This is a genomic window from Nocardia sp. NPDC101769, assembly GCF_044766925.1.
Lineage (GTDB): Bacteria > Actinomycetota > Actinomycetes > Mycobacteriales > Mycobacteriaceae > Nocardia.
In genome coordinates this window covers 20,794-38,826 of the sequence record NZ_JBIWMX010000025.1, presented here as the reverse complement: position 1 = coordinate 38,826, position 18,033 = coordinate 20,794, and the positions used below count along the sequence as shown (strand labels likewise).

Here is an 18,033-nt window from a genome sequence, read left to right as displayed (position 1 = left end):
GACGTGACCGCCGTGTTCGGCCACGACCCCTGGTGGCTGGTGCTGGTCAAATCGATCGGCATCTTCGTCTTCCTGCTGCTGATACCGATGCTCGCGGTGTACGCCGAACGTAAGATCGTGGCCTTCATGCAGATGCGCGTCGGCCCCAACCGGGTCGGCCCGCGCGGCAGCCTGCAGTCCATCGCCGACGGCGTCAAGATGCTCCTCAAGGAGGACATCGTCCCGGCCATCGTCGACAAGCCCATCTTCATTCTCGCACCGGTGATTTCGCTCATCCCGGCCGTGATGGCGTTCGCGGTGATCCCGTTCGGGCCACAGGTCAGCATGTTCGGGCACCGCACGGCGCTGCAGCTGACCGATATGCCGGTGGGCGTGCTCTACATCCTGGCCATGGCCTCGGTGGGCGTGTACGGCATCGTGCTGGCGGGCTGGGCGTCGGGCTCCACCTACCCGCTGCTGGGCGGTCTGCGCTCCACCGCGCAGGTCATCTCCTACGAGATCGCCATGGCACTGTGCTTCGCGGCGGTGTTCCTGCTCTCGGGCACCATGGCCACCTCGGGAATCGTCAAGGCGCAGACCGGAACCTGGTACGTCTTCCTGCTGCTGCCGTCGTTCCTGATCTACGCGGTGTCCATGGTCGGCGAGACCAACCGTGCGCCCTTCGACCTCCCCGAGGCCGAGGGCGAGCTGGTCGGCGGCTTCCACACCGAGTACTCCTCGCTCAAGTTCGCCATGTTCATGATGGCCGAGTACATCAACATGGCCACCGTGTCCGCGCTGGCCACCACGCTCTTCTTCGGCGGCTGGCACGCGCCGTTCCCGATCAGCCTGTGGGCGGGCGCCAACTCGGGCTGGTGGCCCATACTGTGGTTCACCGCCAAGGTGTGGACGTTCCTGTTCGTGTTCATCTGGCTGCGCGGCACCCTGCCGCGACTGCGTTACGACCAGTTCATGAACCTGGGCTGGAAGCTGCTCATCCCGGTGTCGCTGGCATGGGTCATGTACGTGGCCACCCTGAAGGTGCTGCAGGACAACGGGACCCACATCCAGACCGCGGGGATGGTGATCGGCGGGATCGTGGTCGCGGTCCTGCTGCTCGCACTGGTCATCCGGGCCGGGCACGCGGGTGGCGACCGCACCAAGGCTTCACCGGATCCGGACTCCACCCGGGCCTACTCGGACTTCCCAGTACCGCCGATGCCGGCCGAACCCCCGGCAGCCACGGAGAAAGCCGGCCTGCTGGATCCGCTCAGCGGCTTCCTGGTCACGGCCTCGACCATGTTCAAGAAGCCGAACACCGAGCTGTATCCCGAGGTCAAAACCCCGACCGCGCCGCGCTATCACGGCCGGCACCAGCTCAACCGGCACCCGGACGGTCTCGAGAAGTGCATCGGCTGCGAGCTCTGCGCGTGGGCCTGCCCGGCCGACGCCATCTACGTCGAGGGCGCGGACAACACCGACACCGAACGCTTCTCTCCCGGTGAGCGTTACGGCCGGGTCTACCAGATCAACTACCTGCGCTGCATCGGCTGCGGTCTGTGCATCGAGGCCTGCCCGACCCGGGCGCTGACCATGACCAACGAATACGAACTCGCCGACGACAATCGGGCCGACCTCATCTACGAGAAGCAGGACCTCCTCGCGCCGATGGAGCCGGGCATGATCGCCCCACCGCACGCCATGTATCCCGGCGCGGACGAGGGCTCCTACTACCGCGGTGAAGTCCCCGGTGCCGCAGGCGAACTCGCCGCAGCCGAAGGGACGCAGCAATGATCGACCACCTCTCCCAACCGGCGCAGCAGATCGTCACCCATACCTCCACCGGTGAGGCGGTGCAGTTCTGGATCCTCGCCGTGGTCGCGGTGCTGGGCGCGCTCGGCATGGTGTGCGCGCGCAAGGCCGTGCACTCGGCACTGTGCCTGGCCGCCACCATGATCACACTGTCCGCGTTCTACATCGCCCAGAGCGCGCTGTTCCTGGGCATCGTGCAGATCGTCGTCTACACCGGCGCGGTCATGATGCTGTTCCTGTTCGTGCTCATGCTCGTCGGCGTGGATTCCGCCGAGTCACTGCGGGAGACACTGCGCGGGCAGCGGCTCGCGGTCATCGTGGTGGGCATCGGCTTCGGCATGCTGCTCATCGGCGGCATCGCGCACGGGATGTCCGGCAAGAGCGTCGCCGAGACCGGGCCCGGTCTGGGCGGCAATTACAGCATCGGGGCGCTGGCCGAACTCATCTTCGTGCGCTATGTGTGGGCGTTCGAGCTGACCGGCTCGCTGCTCATCACCGCCACCATCGGCGCCATGGTGCTCGCGCACCGCGAGAAATTCGGGCCGCCCACCGATCAGCGCACGCTGTCGAAGGAACGCTTCCGCCGGGGCACCCGGGTCACGCCGCTGCCGACGCCCGGCGTATACGCCCGCCACAATGCCGTCGACGCCCCCGCGCGACTGCCGGACGGCTCCTTCGAGGAGCTCTCGGTCAGCACTATCCTGCGGCACCGGCGCAACCGGGCCCACACCGAAGCCGTGGTGCGCACCGTCGGCAACGGCAGTGACACTCACCGGAACGGCAACGGCCACAACGGTGCCGACGCGCACGGCGGCAAGAACGGCAACGACTCCCACGAGGAAGGCTTGCGGTGAATCCGGACAACTATCTGTATCTCTCGGCCCTGCTCTTCACCATCGGCGCGGCCGGAGTCCTGGTGCGGCGCAACGCCATCGTGGTATTCATGTGCATCGAGCTCATGCTCAACGCGGTGAATCTGGCCTTCGTCACCTTCGCCCGCACCCACGGCAACCTCGACGGCCAGGTGTTCGCCTTCTTCACCATGGTGGTCGCCGCCGCCGAGGTCGTGGTCGGCCTGGCCATCATCATGAGCATCTTCCGTGCCCGGCGTTCGACCTCGGTCGACGACGCGAACATGCTGCGGTACTGACATGGATACCGCACAGATGATGCTGTGGCTGCTGCCGGCCCTCCCGCTCGCCGGCGCCGTGATCCTGTTGCTGCTCGGCAGGGTCAGCGACACGTGGGGGCACATTCTGGGCACCCTCATGGCGCTGGCCTCGTTCGGGGTGGCGGCCTGGGCGTTCAGCGACATGCTGGGCCGGTCGAATGACCAACGGGCCGTGCACTACAGCCTGTTCGAGTGGCTGCCGGTGACCGGGCTGAAGGTGGACTTCGCCCTGCAACTGGATCAGCTGTCGATGTGCTTCGCACTGCTGATCACCGGCGTGGGCTCGCTGATCCACGTCTACTCGGTCGGCTACATCGCCCACGATCCGGGACGGCGGCGATTCTTCGCCTACCTCAACCTGTTCCTGGCCGCCATGCTGGTGCTGGTCCTCGCCGACAACTACCTGGTGCTGTACCTGGGCTGGGAAGGCGTCGGCCTGGCGTCCTACCTGCTGATCGGGTTCTGGTACGAGAAGCCTTCCGCCGCAACGGCGGCCAAGAAGGCGTTCGTGGTCAACCGCGTCGGCGACATGGGACTGGCCATCGCGCTCATGGTCATGTTCGCGACCTTCGGGAGCATCGACTTCGGAACCGTGTTCGGGGCGGCCGGGCAGGCCGGCACCGGAACCCTCACGGCCATCGGGCTGCTGCTGCTCCTCGGGGCCTGCGGCAAGTCCGCGCAGGTGCCGCTGCAGTCCTGGCTCGGGGACGCGATGGAGGGCCCGACACCCGTGTCGGCCCTCATCCACGCGGCCACCATGGTCACCGCCGGTGTCTACCTGATCGCCCGCTCGAACCCGATCTTCGATCTGGCTCCCGGCGCGCAGGCCGCCGTGATGGCAGTCGGCGCAATCACTTTGCTGTTCGGCGCCATCATCGGTTGCGCCAAGGACGACATCAAGAAGGCGCTCGCGGCCTCGACCATGAGCCAGATCGGCTACATGGTCCTCGCCGCCGGGCTCGGCCCGGTCGGCTACGCGGCGGCCATCATGCACCTGCTCACGCACGGCTTCTTCAAGGCCGGGCTGTTCCTCGGCGCGGGCTCGGTCATGCACGCCATGGACGACGAGACCGACATGCGCCGTTACGGTGGGCTGCGCAAACTGCTGCCCGTCACCTACGTGACCTTCGGGCTGGGATACCTTGCCATTCTGGGTGTTCCGCCCTTCGCGGGGTTCTGGTCCAAGGACCGGATCATCGAGGCGGCGTTCGCGCACGGCGGATTCGGCGGCATCGTCACCGGCTTCGCCGCACTGTGCGGCGCGGGCATCACCGCCTTCTACATGACCCGCGTCATGATCCTCACGTTCTTCGGCGAACGCCGCTGGCGTGCCGGCGTGCACCCGCACGAGGCGCCCGCCTCCATGACCGGGCCGATGATCCTGCTGGCCTTCGGCTCCGTGTTCTCCGGCATGCTCTTCGCCTACGGCTCCTCGCTCACCAACTGGCTGGCCCCGGTCGTCGGCCAGCACCACGCCGAACCGTTCATCCCGTCCTGGGCGATCACCTTCTTCGCACTCGCGGTGGTGGCGGCCGGCATCTGGGTGGCCTACGACCAGTACGCCCACGCCGAGATCCCCGAAACCGCCCCTGCCGCAGGCCCGCTCGTCGAGGCCGCCCGCCGCGACCTCTACGGCGACGCCGCCAATGAGGCCGCGTTCATGCGCCCCGGCCAGCACCTGACCCGGTCGCTGGTGTTCGTCGACAACCGCGGTATCGACGGCCTGGTCAACACCACGGCCGCCGTCGTCGGCGGCCTGTCGGCCCGGATCCGGCGCGTGCAAACCGGTTTCGTGCGCTCCTACGCCCTGTCCATGTTCACCGGCGCGGCCCTGGTGGTCGCCGCCCTGCTGGCGGTGAGGTTCCTGTGAACGACCTTGCTAGTTCATCGTTGGGTGCCGTGCGGGAATTCCCCTGGCTCACCACGCTGTGGGCCGTGCCCCTGGCCGGAGCCGCACTCGCACTGCTGTTTCCGGCGGGCCGGCGCACCGGGGTGCGGGTCTTCGCGCTGCTGGTCTCGCTGGGCACCCTCGGCATCGCCATCTGGCTGGCCACCCGGTTCGAAACCGGTGGCGCGCAATACCAGTTCGTCGAGAAGCAGCAGTGGATCCCGGCCTTCGGGGCGGGCTACACGCTCGGCATGGACGGCATCGCGCTGGTCCTGGTTCTGCTGACCACCGGGCTGGTGCCGCTGCTGTTGCTCGCCGGATGGCAGGACGAGCGGGAGGTCGGCACCGGCCCGCGGGTCACGCACTTCTACGTGGCGCTCACCCTCGTCGTCGAATCCATGGTGCTGATCTCGTTCACCGCGTTGGACATTCTGCTGTTCTACGTGTTCTTCGAGGTCATGCTCATCCCGATGTACTTCCTCATCGGCGGCTTCGGGCCGCGGACCGGGGATGCCGCGGTGCGGCAGCAGCGGTCGCGGGCCGCGGTGAAGTTCCTGCTGTACAACCTGTTCGGCGGGCTCATCATGCTGGCGGCGGTCATCGGGCTGTACGTCATCACCACACGCGACAAGCTCGGCAGCAATGGCGGCGGCACCTTCGACTTCCGGACGGTCGTGGAGGCGGCCAACTCCGGCCACCTCGGTGCGACGCCCGCGGTGTTGAACGCGCTGTTCCTGGGCTTCATGTTCGCATTCGCGGTGAAGGCCCCGCTGTGGCCGCTGCACACCTGGCTGCCCGACGCCGCGGTGTCGGCCACCCCGGCCAGCGCGGTGCTCATGATGGCGGTGGTCGACAAGGTCGGCACCTTCGGCATGCTGCGCTACTGCCTGCTGCTGTTCCCTTCGGCCACTTCGACTTACGCGCCGCTGATCAGCGTGCTCGCGGTGATCGGGATCATCTACGGCGCGCTGCTGGCCGTCGGCCAGACCGACGTCATGCGACTGATCGCCTACACCTCGATCTCGCACTTCGGGTTCATCATCCTCGGCATCTTCGCGCTCACCACTCAGGGCGGCACCGGCGCGACGCTGTACATGGTCAACCACGGCATCTCCACCGCAGCGCTGTTCCTGATCGCCGGATTCCTGGTGTCGCGCCGGGGAACCCGGCTCATCGCCGCGTTCGGCGGTGTCCAGAAGGTCGCACCCATCCTGGCGGGCACCTTCCTCATCTCCGGCCTGGCCACCCTCTCGCTGCCCGGTCTCGCACCGTTCATCAGCGAATTCCTGGTCTTGATCGGCACATTCACCCGGTACCCGGTGGCGGCCGTCCTCGCGGCCTCCGCGCTGGTGCTGGCGGCGCTGTACGTGCTGTGGATGTACCAGCGCATGATGACCGGCCCGGTGAAGGAGGGCAACGAGCGGCTCTACGACCTGCTCCCCCGCGAAATGGTGGTCGTGGTCCCGCTCATCCTCGCCCTGCTGTTCCTGGGCGCGTACCCGAAACCGGCGCTGGACCGGATCGATCCGGCCGTCGCCCGCACCCTCACCACCATCGGACAGCACAACCCGGCGCCGGCCGTGCAGCCGGAAGCCGCCCAGACGACCACCGGAGGTGCCCACAAATGAGTGGAGGTCTGCTGCTCGCCGCGACAGTCCCGGCACCGAGCATCGAATACCGAGACCTGTCCCCGATGCTGATCGTGTTCGGCGTCGCCGTCGCGGGCGTCCTGGTGGAAGCCTTCGCGCCCAGGCGATCCCGCTACGGGATCCAGCTGGTACTCGGCCTGGGCGGCCTGGCCGTCGCGCTCGGCGCGGTGATCGGACTGCGGGATGTCCGCGAGACGGCTGTCGTGGGCGCCGTTGCCATCGACGGGGTTTCCCTGTTCCTGCAGGGCACCATCCTCGTCGTCGGCATCCTCGGACTGCTGTTCATCGCCGAACGCCACGCCGACCGCATGCCGGTGCGGCGGGAAGGGCCCGGCACCTGGAGCCTGACCGCCTCGCGCGGCGGGGTGGACGGATTCACCCCGCAGGCGGCGGCCACGCCGGGCAGCGTCGACGAAATCGCCGCCACCAAAGCCGGAGTCGCCACCACCGAGGTCTTCCCCCTCACCCTGTTCGCGCTCGCCGGCCTCATGCTGTTCCCGGCCTCGAACGACCTGCTCACCATGTTCGTGGCGCTGGAAGTGCTGTCGCTGCCGCTGTACCTGCTGTGCGGGCTGGCGCGGCGTCGTCGGCTGCTGTCGCAGGAGGCCGCGCTGAAATACTTCCTGCTGGGCGCGTTCTCATCGGCCTTCTTCCTCTACGGCATGGCGCTGCTGTACGGCTACGCCGGCACCATCCGCCTGGCAGGCATTGCCGAAGCCGTCACCCGCGATGCCGGAAATTCGCACACCCTGGCCATTCTCGGCATCGCCATGCTGGCGGTCGGCCTGTTGTTCAAGATCGGCGCGGTACCCTTCCAGTCCTGGGTGCCCGACGTCTACCAGGGCGCGCCGACCTCGATCACCGCATTCATGGCCGCCGCCACCAAGATCTCCGCAGTCGGTGCATTGCTGCGCGTGCTGTACGTGGCGGTCCCCGACCTGCGCAACGACTGGCGGCCGGTGCTCGCGGCGATCGCCATCGCCACCATGGTCGTCGGCGCGATCCTCGCCGTCACCCAGACCGATATGAAGCGCATGCTCGCGTATTCCTCGGTGGCGCACGCCGGTTTCATTCTGACCGCCCTGGTCGCGGCGACCACCGCGGGCGTCTCGTCCGTCCTGTTCTATCTCGCTGTCTACGGCCTCGGCACTCTCGGCGGCTTCGCCGTGGTCAGCCTGGTCCGCGACGAAAACGGTGACGAGGCAACGGCGTTGCCCGCCTGGGCCGGCATGGGCCGCCGCTCCCCCTGGCTGGCGACCATCTTCTCCCTGTTCCTGCTGTCCTTCGCCGGTATCCCGCTCACCAGCGGCTTCATCGCCAAGTTCGGCGTGTTCGCCGCGGCCACCGGTGGCGATGCCGCGACCCTGGTCATCGTCGGTGTCATCTCCAGCGCCATCGCGGCCTTCTTCTACATCCGCGTGATCGTCCTGATGTTCTTCACCGACCCGCCTGCCACCCCGCCCACCGTCGTCTACCCCACCCTGACCAGCACCGTCATCGCCCTCACCGCCGCGGCCACCCTGGTCCTGGGCATCTTCCCCCAACCCCTGCTCGACCTGGCCAAGAACGCCTCGACCTTCGCCCACTGAGCCTCGGCCAATCGATCGGGCCCGCCGCGACATTCGCGGCGGGCCCGATTCATGCTGTCGCCCGGTACTGCGGCGTCGGGTAGGTGGCGGTCCAGGTCAGGTATTTGTCCTGCACACCGTGGTACAGATCGGTGAGGATGCCATCGGGTGTTGCGGCGGGTCCCTGGGGGCGGCCTTGCGCAATGGCTATCTCGATAGCGCTGTGTGGTGCGATGCAGGTGAGGTAACAGCTGCATCGCACCATAGGCCAGACCTGCACGCCGGGCGGTGCGTTGTCGAGCACGTTGCGCCACGATCCGTCGAACTGACGCACGAACACTTCCCCGACGAACCGTCCGAACCGATCGATCAGGGCGCGATTCTCAGGGGCGAGGATGCCGCGACAATCCACGATCCGCGTACGCGCCACCCGGACGGCAGCCTGCAGCCCCTGCAAGGTCCAGGGGTCGTCGAGCGCGCCCACGGTCGGCGCGTCCTGCGCGAAGAACAACTCCAGCGCAGCGGAATGCCCAGCCACCCAGGCACCATAGTCGTCCAGCAGCGATTCAGCCGGCAACGAAACCTGTTGCACAACAACATCATCGAGAATCATCGCGACCCTGCCCCTTTCGGAATTCGGGCTGCCACCAGACCCGCCGAGCTCACCGGCAGCCCTACCGCCGACAAAACAACCCCAGACCACCACGCCCGGTCCCTGTATCCGGCACCGACGGCCGCACAGCAAACCATGAGCACCCTTCGAGTTCATTCTCGAATCCCTGCGATCGAATACGGCTCAAATGGGAAGATCACCGTAGCCGACGCATGGCCAAACAGCCCGCCCCGAGACCGAACGGATACCAATCCCGACAACAGCTACCTTTTGGTGATTTGGCCGGGGATTGTTTGCCGAACCCGAGCACCCCGCGAGACCGGCGCTGGTGGGTGGGCAGCGCTCGTTCGAGCTGAGCCTCAGAATCGATTCCCCGCGCGCACAGATTCCGGTGCTCAGATTGTCTTCCAGTGGATTCGCGGCCCGAATGCACTCGTCCGGGGATTGGACCAGCGGCCGTGCCGGATGATCTCGCGGTCGCCGGCCCCGCCGAGGCTGCCTGCGCGGCGAAGCCGAGGCGCAGGGAATGGCCGCGGAACAGAGCGGGGTCGAAGGCGGCCGTCGATCGAAGATCGGCTGAAGCCGCCCGGCGTTGCGGGTTCAGTCGGGAACCGGTCGGTAGGTTCGGGTGTTGTGGATGCAGAGCTGGGGCGACGGTCATTGTTGGCACTGGGCTCGGCGGCCGCGCTGGGGGCGCTGACCGGATGCGGCGGCGGCAAGAAGCATGACAAGCCGGTCGAGACGACGGGCCCGGCCGGGCCGCCGCCCGCCACCGGGGCGCTGCCGGACGCGGTCATGATCATCCGGCACGCGGAGAAGCCGACAGGTTCGGGAAAGCCGTATGGGATCACCGAGGATGGCGAGCATGACGAGGAGTCGCTGACCGTGCGCGGCTGGGCGCGCGCGGGTGCGCTGGTCGGGCTGTTCGATCCGCGCGGCGCCGACGGCTCCCCCTCCGCCCTCCGTCCCGGACTTGGCAGGCCCGCAACGGTTTTCGCCTCCGGTCCGGGCAGCCACGGCAGTAAGCGGCCGCAGCAGACCGTGACGCCGCTGGCCGCCGCGCTCAACGTGCGGATCGACGGCCGCTTCCCGAAAGGGCAGGAGGCGCAGCTGGTCTCGGCGCTCGCCGGTGCGACCGGACCGGTGCTGATCAGCTGGCAGCACGAGAACATCGGCGCGATCATCGCTCAGCTCGGCGGCATTGCTCCCGCACCACCCAAATCCTGGCCCGACGATCGCTTCGACCTCGTCTATGTCTTCACCCGCACCGGCACCGGATGGACCTTCACCCAGGTCCCGCAACTCCTGCTGGCCGGGGACTCGCCCACCCCGATCGCGTGAGACCTGGTCGGCCGCAGCGATTCCCGATCAGATCGCGACGCCGACCAGGTGTCCGATCACATAGGTGGTGATCATGGCGAGCGCGCCGCCCGCGAGCACCCGCACTGTCGCCCGCGCCACCGGCGCCTGGCCGAGCCGGGCACCCACAGCCCCGGTCAGGGCCAGTGCGGTGAGTACCGCCGCCATGGTGAGTGGCACCCGGATCGCCTGCGGCGTCAGGATCGCCAGCAGGGGCAGCAGCGCGCCCAGCGTGAACGACAGCGCCGAGGACAGTGCGGCGTGCAGCGGATTGGTCAGCTCGTCCGGGTCGATGCCGAGCTCGGCCTCCGCGTGCGCGGTGAACGCGTCCCGGGCCGTGAGTTCTTCCGCCACAGCCTGAGCCGTGGCCGCCGAGAGGCCCTTCGCCTGATAGATGGCCGCGAGCTCGGCCAATTCGGCCTCGGGCTGCTCGGCCAATTCGCGTCGCTCGGTTTCGAGTAGCGCGCGCTCGCTGTCGCGCTGGGTGCTGACCGAGACATACTCGCCCAAGGCCATCGAGACCGCGCCGGCCGCGAGTCCGGCCACGCCCGCGGTCATGATCGCGGCGCTGTTGCTGGTGGCCGCCGCCACCCCGACCACAATGCCTGCCACGGAGACGATTCCATCGTTGGCTCCCAATACGCCGGCGCGCAGCCAATTCAGGCGCGTCGCCAATCCCACCGCATGTGGTTCGGTCGCCTGCGCGACCGCCACCGAACCCTCGAAACCGTCCCTCACGAGGGGAACGGTAATGCTTCAGAGGGTTGCCCGCCAGCAAAGAGAGGCTCACCGAAATTAGGTAATGCATTGCATACCAAGCATTTTCGGCGGCATACCCGGCGGCGCCGGCGCGGACACTCCGATCGCGACACGTTTGCGACGAGCAGTTTCTCGGCGGATCACCCTATGTACGGCGCAGGTTAGCCGTAGCGTTGACACCGGTGCCCAGCGGATCAGTTCAAGAGAGCGGCGAGATGCGGCCACAACCATCAGCGATCGGATTCCTCCGGCACGATGTGTCAGGGGCACAGCAACAGTGGGACGAGGCTCAGATCCAGCATCTGGCTCGACGGCTCGGCTACGACCTGTGCAAGACCCTGGTCTTCGGCCCCGAGACCGATCGCCCGTTCGTGCGCGTACGCACACTGATCTCCCGCCTCGAGGCCGATGCGGTGATCGTCCCCAGCCTCGCGCATTTCGGCGGCCTGATACCCGACGATATTGTGCAGATCGCCGACATCATCACCGTGAATCCCGAAAACACCTACGCGCGCTGGGCAATTCGTCCCGACTGAATCCGTGTCAGGAAGTCGGAGCGCATTGTGTCGCGCCCCCGTTCACTTCACCCGGGAGCCATGATTCCCCGGTCGCCATGCCGCCATTGTCGGAACAATGCACCGTGTAGTTGTCCGAGCGCCTCGTGATATCGAAAGCGCCGGTGATCAATCCCATGGCAGGTGCTCCGCCTCCCGCGGATACGCAATTCCCGGTCCCGAGCCCGTGCCCGTCCATCGTGACCTGCACCTGATCACACACGTAGCGCTGTCCGTCGGCTCGAGCCGCCGGCGAGACCGCCACGGCGCCCACGAATATCGCGAGCCCCACCACCCCGAATCCCACACCCCGAACCATTCGAATCCTCATAGTCCACACCTCCGCGCCCTGGGATCAGTGTGTCCTCAGCCTAAACCACGCGTTTACCGGCGACCATGCATTGCCACAGGCAAAACCCGGGAGGCGCCGCCGCCCATGCATGGTCGCCGACAAAATCGGTCAGCTGTCGTGCAGGACTTCCCGCAGGCGCTTGGCGAAGGCGTCGGGCTGTTCCATGAAACCGCCGTGGCCGCCGGGGAAGAGGGTCGGCTCGATGCCGAGCTCGGTGCCGAGCACGCGGGAGGTGTGGTCGCAGAACTTGTCGGCGGATTCGTCGCCGATACCGATGATGATCTTCGTCGGGGTGGTGCGGAGGGCGTCGAGGGAAGGCTGCCAGCCGGAGGTGGTGTGCAGCTCGTGACGGTAGAAGAAGTCGTCGGAGGCGATCGACTGCGGGTCCCGCTCACCGCCGAACATCTGCAGCAGCACTTCCTCGGGCATGGACAGGCCGGTCATGGCGAAGAACTTGCGGACCGCGCCGAGCACATCGCCGGACTCGTAGACGGCCTGGACCTCATCGGTCCGAGCACGCAGCTCGTCGCGATTGGGCAGCAATTCGCGCAGCGGCGGCTCGTGTGCAACGAGGGTTGGGACAAGATCGGGCCGGGCGATGGCCAGCGCGAGACCGGTTATGGCCCCGCCGCTGGACCCGAGTACGGTCGCCGGGCCCAGGTCGACCTGGGTGATCACGCGGGCCAGGTCGTCGGCACGCAGTTCCGGCGTCGAGTCCTTGTCGGTGTCGTTGACCGGGCTTCGGCCGTGGCCCCGCGGGTCGCTGCACAGCACGGTGTAGTCGGGGGCGAGTAGTTCGGCCAGCGCGCCGAACGGTCCGGAATCCATCGGCGCGCCGATCAGGGCGATCAGTGGGCCGCTGCCGCGGACTTCATAGTAGATGGTGCCGTCCGGCACGGCGATGGTTCCGGAGGTGACTGGTGCGGTCGAGGTCATGGTTGCTCCAAGCGGTCGGTACATGGACACCGGTCATGACGGTACGACCGCGCCGAATTCATTGCTGCGCGAATGGAAAAGGTGTGAACCTGAAGATGTCAGCCGACCTGGCGGGGTTCGGGCAGCGCACAGGTCATGCCCTCGGCCATACCGGCCGGGCGCACGCCGAGCGCCTGGTTGACGCGGGCCCGCTGGTTCTCCCACCCGATGGCTGCGGCCAGTTCGGCGAGCTGGGCCTTGCTCACGTGGGTCAGCAGCCGGGCGCGAATCTCGCTCAGATCGAGCGCGGTCGGTGTGAGAGTCATGGCCTCGGCGTAGGACAGGACGAGCTTCTCCAGATCGCTGTACGCGTCGCTGTCCCGATACTTCGGCAATTCGGTGACCTGCGCTTCGGTGAGTCCGCCGTAGTGGGCCAGCGTCGAACCGATGTCGAGGCAGAACTGGCAGTTCACCAGAGCGGCGGCCTTGAGCTCGGCCAGGTCCTTCAGATGCGGGTCGACCCGGTTCGAGAGCAGCAGCATCGTCTCCTGGATCATGGTGCTGACCAGGAGCTGCGGCCGCCGGATGAGCCAGCCGACGAGATCTGTCCGATTGCGGCGGGCCCGCCGCATCGCCTTGACGTAGTTCAGGATTCGGGTGATTGCTCGCATGCGCTGCACTCCCCTTCGCGTTTCGCGGATGCCCCCTTGGAGACATCCTAGGCCGAAAACGACGGGACGTAGTAGATATTGCTCCAGGTTATGGTCCGGTCTCGATCGGCCCCGGGCGCAGCACCGGAGCGGCGGCGTTCCAGGAGCCCAGGATGCGCAGCGCCTCGTGACTGGGCGAGCCCTCCGGGGCCGTATACGTGACCAGCGTCTGCTCCGAGGTCGTAAGCACCTGCAGCACTTGCCAATCCAGCTCCAGCTCACCGACCACCGGATGGCGTAGCTGCTTGCGCCCACCGGCCATGGTCCGTACTCCGTGCCCGGCCCACCACCGCCGGAAATCGGCGTCGTGTACCGACAACTCCCCCACCAGCTGCGTCAGTCGCGGATCTCCGGGCATGCGGGCGGCGGCCATACGCAGACGGTCGACGGCCTCGGCGGCGACCTGCTCCCAGTTCACGAACAACCCGCGCACGCGGGGCTCCAGAAAGACCAGGCGGACCAGCGCCCGGTGCGCCACCGGGATTTCCGCGAAATCCAGGAACAGCGCAGTCGCACCGGCGTTCCAGGCGAGAATGTCGGTGCGCGGGCCCAGGACGATCGCCGGGGTCTGCAGTGCGGAGAGCAGATCCCGCAGCGCCCCACCGACTTCCGGCGTATTGGCGGTCCCGCGCCGCGGCCGGGTCTGCACCAGCATCCGCAGGTATTCGTGTTCCTCGGGTGTGAGCCGCAGCGCCCGCGCGATGCCGGCCAGCAGGTTCTCCGAGGCCGCCGAAACCCGGCCCTGCTCCAGTCGCGTGTAGTGATCGACGCTCACCGAGGCCAGCAGCGCGACCTCCTCGCGCCGTAACCCCGGCACCCGGCGCGGGTTTCCCACCGCGGGCAGCCCCACGTCCTCTGGCGACACGGCTGCCCGCTTGGCCTTCAGGAATTCGCCGAGCTCACTCATACCGTCCAGTCTGGCCCAGGCGATCGTGCGGTTCCTGGTGGTGTCATCCCCAGGGACGCGATACCTCGCTACGACACCCCCTGGTCGGCGCGCCCGCTTCACACCGAGGCTGGATGCCATGACATCGCTTTCCCTGGATACCGCCGCTCGCCTTGCCGCCGCCGGCCACAAGGCCGCCGACACCATCGAAGTCCCCATGAATATCGCCGTCGTCGACGCGGCCGGGCACCTGCTGCACTTCAGCCGCAAGGACGACGCGTTGCTCGGCTGCATCGACCTGGCCCAGCGAAAGGCCAAGACGGCCATCCTGTTTCGCATTCCGACCGCCTCTCTCGGGGAGATCTCCCGGCCCGACGGCCCGATCTACGGGATCGAGTGGAGCAATGGCGGGCTGGTGTCCTTCGGCGGAGGGTTGCCCATCACCGATGCCGCGGGACAGGTCATCGGGGCGGTCGGCGTGTCCGGCGGCACCGCCGACCAGGACGTCGAGATCGCCCGGGCCTGCCTGGCCGCGCTCTGATTGCGCGTCAACCGGTCTCGAAGCCATCCTCCAGATAGACCGTGATCCCCGCCGTTCTGGCCCGGTGCGCTCCTGCCACGCGCCGGGCCAGCACCGCGGGCAGCAGCCGCGTCGCAGCCTCGCTGTCACACCACGCCCAGCTCCGAAGTTCGGCCGGCGGAAGGGTTATCGCGGCGACCTGCTCGGCGGGCAGCAGCCCGCCGTCGTACACCATCATCACCCCGTCGTCGGGATACGGGCCGGCGGGCACCCAGTCGACCGCCAGCAGCCGCCCGATCGGCAGAATCAGCCCCAGCTCCTCGCGGATCTCCCGCACGGCCGCACGGTAGGGCGATTCACCGGCCTCGACGACCCCGCCGGGCACCTCCCAGTACGGCTTGTAGGTCGGTTCGACCAGTAGCACCCGATCCTGCTCGTCGACGAACAGCGCACCCGCACCCATGCGCTTGCGAGGCAGTCCGGCGACATAGTCGTACGGTTCAGAACCCATGCGGCACAACAGTAACCGGCACTTTCCGGCCTCGGTCGAGTTTGACCGAGCGGGTTGCGGACCGGCGGAACGAGTCAGTTCCCGTGGCTCGCGAAGGTGGTGTCGAGCAGCGTCCGGTAGTCGGGTAGCGGGGTCGATCGGTCGACCGACTTCTGCTCTTTCGCCCAGCCCGCGAGCGGCCGACGCCGTTTGGCAAACTCTCCAAACCTATATATATTAGGTTTCACCCTAATTTTACTAGGTTAGCCGCTGTCCCACGGTTGCCATGCAGTCCGAATTCGAAAGAGGAGACACCGCAATGAGATTCGAGACGTTGCGCGTACCCGGCGCGACCCTCTACTATGAGGTGCGCGGCAGCGGGCCGCCGGTGTTGTTCCTGCCCGGCGGTGGGGGTGACGCGGCCTCGGCCGATCCGATCGCCGAGGTGCTCGAGGACCGGTTCACGGTGGTGTCGCTGGATCCGCGCGGATATTCGCGCAGCGTGCTGGACGGGCCGCAGCAGACACAGCGGGTCGAGGTGCAGAGTGATGACGCCTTCCGGCTGCTCGACCATCTCACCGACGAGCCCGCGTTCGTCGTCGGCGGCAGTGCGGGCGCGATCGTCGGCCTGGATCTACTGGCGCGGCATCCGGATCGGGTGCGCCTCCTGATAGCGCACGAACCGCCCTGCTTCGCGGTGCTTCCCGATGCCGCCGAGCAGCGCGCCATGATCGAGGAGGTCTACACGCTGTTCCGCACCGAGAGCCCGGCCGCGGCGGGTGCGCGCTTCCTGGCTGGGATCAGCAATGCGATGAAGCCGTCTCCCGTACCGGCCGAGCTACCACCACGCGCCGCCGAGATGTGGGCGCGGCTGGCGGCCAACGGCCCGCTCATGCTGGAGTACGAACTGCGGGAATTCACTGCGTACCTGCCCGATTACCAGGCGCTGGCCCCGATGGCCGACCGGGTGGTCCTGGCGGTCGGGCGCGAGACGCGGGGTTGCCTGCCGTACCGCCCCGCCATGGAGATCGCCCGCCGGATCGGCCGCGAGGTCACCGAATTCCCCGGCGCCCACAATGGAATGCGCACCGAAGCACCCGAATTCGCCGCGCAACTGGCCGACACCATGACCGCCCGCCTACGGGCCGAAAGCGCCGGCCGCTGTTAGCGTCAGCGCATGATCACCGGCGCACACACCATCCTGTATGCCGAGGACGCCGAGGCGGCACGGGCCTTCTTCCGTGACATCCTCGGCCTGGCCCACGTGGACGCGCACGACGGATGGCTGATCTTCAAGTCACCGCCCGCCGAACTCGCGGTCCATCCCGCGGCCGCCCCGGACAGCGGCCGCGCGGAGCTGTACCTCATGTGCGACGACCTGGCCGCCGCCATGGACGACCTGCACTCGAAGGGCGTCGAATTCACCTCGGAGGTCACCAATGCGGGCTGGGGCATGCTCACCATGCTGAAGGTGCCCGGCGCCGGGGAGATCGGGCTGTATCAGCCCCGCCACGCCACCGCCTACGATCTGCCCTGATTGCTGATCGGATGCTTTGCGCCCGTACGCTTTCGTGACAGCCTGAACCGCCGCGGCGGTACCCGGCCGGCTCACGAGGCGCGTGACATGATTCTGGTGACGGGCGCGAAGGGCAGCGTAGCCGAATCCGGTTGGCGGAATAGAGGTTCGAACGGCGCAGATCGATCATGTGTCTGTCAGGGGAGCCGTGCGGCTCGGCTCGCGCGACGGGACAGATCGGCGAACGCCTCACGCAGTGACTGTGGTCCGATGACCTCGATCTCGGTGTCGAAACGCGCCAGCGTCGCCGCGAGCGCAGCCCACGACCAGGAACCGAGCAGCAGTCTGGTCCGGGTGGGTCCGAGTTCTTCGGCGATGCCGTCGCCGGCGAACGGGCTCACCTCCGCGGCGGGGAGTTCCAGGATCACCTCGCCGCGGCACGGCCAGGCGTTTTCACTGCCGGAGCCTTTGAACCGCGCGGACAGGAAGGTGGCGATGTCGCCGCCGGGCTCTTGCCGAGGGGTGAAGCGCGGTCCGTTGGGGACGCGAAGCGTCATGCGGTCCGCGCGGTAGATCCGCCAGTCCGCCCGTTCGGGTTCCCACCCGACGAGGTACCAGCGACCGCTGCGAACCACGAGGTGGTGGGGCTGCACCCGCCGAGGCGGGCGCGGATCGGCGGCATTCGGGCGGGTCGGTGACCGGTAATCGAATCGCAGTTCCTCTCTGGATCGGATGGCGCCGCTCACAGCCAGCAGGACACGGGTATCGACTCGAGGATCGGCGCCGCGCCCTGCCGATTCGACGGCTGTGATCTCGAGGGCATCGACGCGCTGCCGCAAACGAGCGGGCAGGACCTGCCGCACGGTCGCCAGGGCTCGCGCGGCGCCCTCCTCGATGCCCGCTCCGGTTCCGGCCGCGATCCGCAATGCCACGGCGAGCGCGACCGCCTGCTCGTCGTCGAACAGCAGCGGCGGGAGTTCGCTGCCGGCTTCGAGTCGATAACCGCCATCGGGTCCCTTGACCGCTCGGACGGGATAGCCGAGCTCGCGCAGGCGATCGACATCGCGTCGCACCGTGCGTTCACTGACGCCGAGCCGCCGGGCGAGCAGAACTCCGGGCCAATCGCGGCGGACCTGCAGCAACGACAGCAACGCGAGCAAGCGGTGCGTGGTCGACGTCGAGGAGGCGGTCGGCATGGTGTCCAGGCTGCCATGAGTAGCGGACGTTCTCTGACCGGTACCGGTGACAGGGTGGCTGTAGTCGCCGGAGTCCTCCGGCGGCAAACCCATCTC

18 protein-coding genes are annotated in these 18,033 nt (G+C 67.7%); 11 read left to right on the top strand and 7 right to left on the bottom strand.

Translation table 11 applies throughout. The features are described 5' to 3' along the window. Nucleotides 1-3: 3 nt before the first annotated feature. The 6 genes from nuoH to nuoN are packed head-to-tail and all read left to right on the top strand — an operon-like array spanning nucleotide 4 to nucleotide 8,088. Complete coding sequence (nuoH, locus tag ACIRRA_RS31595; protein WP_402775722.1) at nucleotides 4-1,773, top strand: NADH-quinone oxidoreductase subunit NuoH; 1,770 nt, start codon at nucleotides 4-6, stop codon at nucleotides 1,771-1,773. Beyond that, nucleotides 1,770-2,645, top strand: a complete 876-nt coding sequence (locus ACIRRA_RS31590) for an NADH-quinone oxidoreductase subunit J (protein ID WP_402775719.1) — start codon at nucleotides 1,770-1,772, stop codon at nucleotides 2,643-2,645. Before nuoH ends, ACIRRA_RS31590 begins: the two co-directional genes overlap by 4 nt. After that, on the top strand, nucleotides 2,642-2,941 hold the full coding sequence (gene nuoK, locus ACIRRA_RS31585; RefSeq protein ID WP_402775716.1) for an NADH-quinone oxidoreductase subunit NuoK: 300 nt from the start codon (nucleotides 2,642-2,644) through the stop codon (nucleotides 2,939-2,941). The genes ACIRRA_RS31590 and nuoK overlap by 4 nt, the downstream gene beginning before the upstream one ends. 19 nt (nucleotides 2,942-2,960) lie before the next feature. Continuing rightward, nucleotides 2,961-4,832: an NADH-quinone oxidoreductase subunit L gene (nuoL, locus tag ACIRRA_RS31580; protein WP_402775985.1), complete on the top strand. Its 1,872-nt coding sequence runs from the start codon at nucleotides 2,961-2,963 to the stop codon at nucleotides 4,830-4,832. A 29-nt stretch (nucleotides 4,833-4,861) separates the two neighbouring features. Next, the gene (locus ACIRRA_RS31575; protein WP_402775714.1) at nucleotides 4,862-6,478 is read left to right on the top strand and encodes an NADH-quinone oxidoreductase subunit M; all 1,617 of its coding nucleotides are present in this window, start codon (nucleotides 4,862-4,864) and stop codon (nucleotides 6,476-6,478) included. After that, on the top strand, nucleotides 6,475-8,088 hold the full coding sequence (gene nuoN, locus ACIRRA_RS31570) for an NADH-quinone oxidoreductase subunit NuoN (RefSeq protein ID WP_402775711.1): 1,614 nt from the start codon (nucleotides 6,475-6,477) through the stop codon (nucleotides 8,086-8,088). The genes ACIRRA_RS31575 and nuoN overlap by 4 nt, the downstream gene beginning before the upstream one ends. A gap of 49 nt (nucleotides 8,089-8,137) precedes the next feature. Here the strand turns inward: nuoN and ACIRRA_RS31565 are convergent, their stop codons facing one another. Beyond that, a complete protein-coding gene (locus ACIRRA_RS31565; RefSeq protein WP_402775710.1) occupies nucleotides 8,138-8,680 on the bottom strand; it encodes a hypothetical protein in 543 nt (180 codons plus the stop codon). Nucleotides 8,681-9,313: 633 nt separating this feature from the next. On the opposite strand from ACIRRA_RS31565, the gene ACIRRA_RS31560 reads away from it, so the two are divergent. Further along, nucleotides 9,314-10,021, top strand: a complete 708-nt coding sequence (locus tag ACIRRA_RS31560) for a hypothetical protein (RefSeq protein WP_402775707.1) — start codon at nucleotides 9,314-9,316, stop codon at nucleotides 10,019-10,021. A 27-nt stretch (nucleotides 10,022-10,048) separates the two neighbouring features. Here ACIRRA_RS31560 and ACIRRA_RS31555 read toward each other — a convergent pair whose 3' ends face one another. After that, nucleotides 10,049-10,777 (bottom strand): VIT family protein, encoded by a 729-nt coding sequence (locus tag ACIRRA_RS31555; RefSeq protein WP_402775705.1) that lies wholly within the window; start codon nucleotides 10,775-10,777, stop codon nucleotides 10,049-10,051. A gap of 278 nt (nucleotides 10,778-11,055) precedes the next feature. Here ACIRRA_RS31555 and ACIRRA_RS31550 point away from each other — a divergent pair, with 278 nt between their 5' ends. Further along, nucleotides 11,056-11,334, top strand: a complete 279-nt coding sequence (locus tag ACIRRA_RS31550) for a hypothetical protein (RefSeq protein WP_402775702.1) — start codon at nucleotides 11,056-11,058, stop codon at nucleotides 11,332-11,334. A 478-nt stretch (nucleotides 11,335-11,812) separates the two neighbouring features. On the opposite strand, the gene ACIRRA_RS31545 is transcribed toward ACIRRA_RS31550, so the two are convergent. From ACIRRA_RS31545 to ACIRRA_RS31535, 3 genes are all read right to left on the bottom strand, one after another. Continuing rightward, the gene (locus ACIRRA_RS31545; protein ID WP_402775700.1) at nucleotides 11,813-12,640 is read right to left on the bottom strand and encodes an alpha/beta fold hydrolase; all 828 of its coding nucleotides are present in this window, start codon (nucleotides 12,638-12,640) and stop codon (nucleotides 11,813-11,815) included. A 98-nt stretch (nucleotides 12,641-12,738) separates the two neighbouring features. Beyond that, entirely contained in the window at nucleotides 12,739-13,290 is a 552-nt protein-coding gene (locus ACIRRA_RS31540; RefSeq protein WP_402775698.1) for a carboxymuconolactone decarboxylase family protein, read from the bottom strand. A gap of 88 nt (nucleotides 13,291-13,378) precedes the next feature. After that, nucleotides 13,379-14,236, bottom strand: a complete 858-nt coding sequence (locus ACIRRA_RS31535) for a helix-turn-helix domain-containing protein (RefSeq protein ID WP_402775695.1) — start codon at nucleotides 14,234-14,236, stop codon at nucleotides 13,379-13,381. A gap of 118 nt (nucleotides 14,237-14,354) precedes the next feature. On the opposite strand from ACIRRA_RS31535, the gene ACIRRA_RS31530 reads away from it, so the two are divergent. After that, a complete protein-coding gene (locus ACIRRA_RS31530; RefSeq protein ID WP_402775692.1) occupies nucleotides 14,355-14,756 on the top strand; it encodes a heme-binding protein in 402 nt (133 codons plus the stop codon). A 7-nt stretch (nucleotides 14,757-14,763) separates the two neighbouring features. On the opposite strand, the gene ACIRRA_RS31525 is transcribed toward ACIRRA_RS31530, so the two are convergent. Next, nucleotides 14,764-15,246, bottom strand: coding sequence for an NUDIX domain-containing protein (locus ACIRRA_RS31525; protein ID WP_402775690.1), 483 nt, complete (start codon nucleotides 15,244-15,246; stop codon nucleotides 14,764-14,766). 298 nt (nucleotides 15,247-15,544) lie between these two features. On the opposite strand from ACIRRA_RS31525, the gene ACIRRA_RS31520 reads away from it, so the two are divergent. Further along, on the top strand, nucleotides 15,545-16,393 hold the full coding sequence (locus ACIRRA_RS31520) for an alpha/beta fold hydrolase (protein WP_402775687.1): 849 nt from the start codon (nucleotides 15,545-15,547) through the stop codon (nucleotides 16,391-16,393). A 9-nt stretch (nucleotides 16,394-16,402) separates the two neighbouring features. After that, nucleotides 16,403-16,762, top strand: a complete 360-nt coding sequence (locus ACIRRA_RS31515; RefSeq protein ID WP_402775684.1) for a VOC family protein — start codon at nucleotides 16,403-16,405, stop codon at nucleotides 16,760-16,762. A gap of 176 nt (nucleotides 16,763-16,938) precedes the next feature. Here ACIRRA_RS31515 and ACIRRA_RS31510 read toward each other — a convergent pair whose 3' ends face one another. After that, a complete protein-coding gene (locus tag ACIRRA_RS31510) occupies nucleotides 16,939-17,937 on the bottom strand; it encodes a helix-turn-helix transcriptional regulator (RefSeq protein WP_402775681.1) in 999 nt (332 codons plus the stop codon). Nucleotides 17,938-18,033: the final 96 nt, after the last annotated feature.

What these genes read in the sequence shown, in the direction of transcription:
- ACIRRA_RS31590 (WP_402775719.1), top strand. Translation starts at nt 1,770, where the DNA reads ATGATCGACCACCTCTCCCAACCGGCGCAGCAGATCGTCACCCATACC.
- nuoL (WP_402775985.1), top strand. Translation starts at nt 2,961, where the DNA reads ATGCTGTGGCTGCTGCCGGCCCTCCCGCTCGCCGGCGCCGTGATCCTG.
- nuoN (WP_402775711.1), top strand. Translation starts at nt 6,475, where the DNA reads ATGAGTGGAGGTCTGCTGCTCGCCGCGACAGTCCCGGCACCGAGCATC.
- ACIRRA_RS31565 (WP_402775710.1), bottom strand. Translation starts at nt 8,680, where the DNA reads ATGATTCTCGATGATGTTGTTGTGCAACAGGTTTCGTTGCCGGCTGAA.
- ACIRRA_RS31545 (WP_402775700.1), bottom strand. Translation starts at nt 12,640, where the DNA reads ATGACCTCGACCGCACCAGTCACCTCCGGAACCATCGCCGTGCCGGAC.
- ACIRRA_RS31540 (WP_402775698.1), bottom strand. Translation starts at nt 13,290, where the DNA reads ATGCGAGCAATCACCCGAATCCTGAACTACGTCAAGGCGATGCGGCGG.
- ACIRRA_RS31535 (WP_402775695.1), bottom strand. Translation starts at nt 14,236, where the DNA reads ATGAGTGAGCTCGGCGAATTCCTGAAGGCCAAGCGGGCAGCCGTGTCG.
- ACIRRA_RS31530 (WP_402775692.1), top strand. Translation starts at nt 14,355, where the DNA reads ATGACATCGCTTTCCCTGGATACCGCCGCTCGCCTTGCCGCCGCCGGC.
- ACIRRA_RS31525 (WP_402775690.1), bottom strand. Translation starts at nt 15,246, where the DNA reads ATGGGTTCTGAACCGTACGACTATGTCGCCGGACTGCCTCGCAAGCGC.
- ACIRRA_RS31520 (WP_402775687.1), top strand. Translation starts at nt 15,545, where the DNA reads ATGAGATTCGAGACGTTGCGCGTACCCGGCGCGACCCTCTACTATGAG.
- ACIRRA_RS31515 (WP_402775684.1), top strand. Translation starts at nt 16,403, where the DNA reads ATGATCACCGGCGCACACACCATCCTGTATGCCGAGGACGCCGAGGCG.
- ACIRRA_RS31510 (WP_402775681.1), bottom strand. Translation starts at nt 17,937, where the DNA reads ATGCCGACCGCCTCCTCGACGTCGACCACGCACCGCTTGCTCGCGTTG.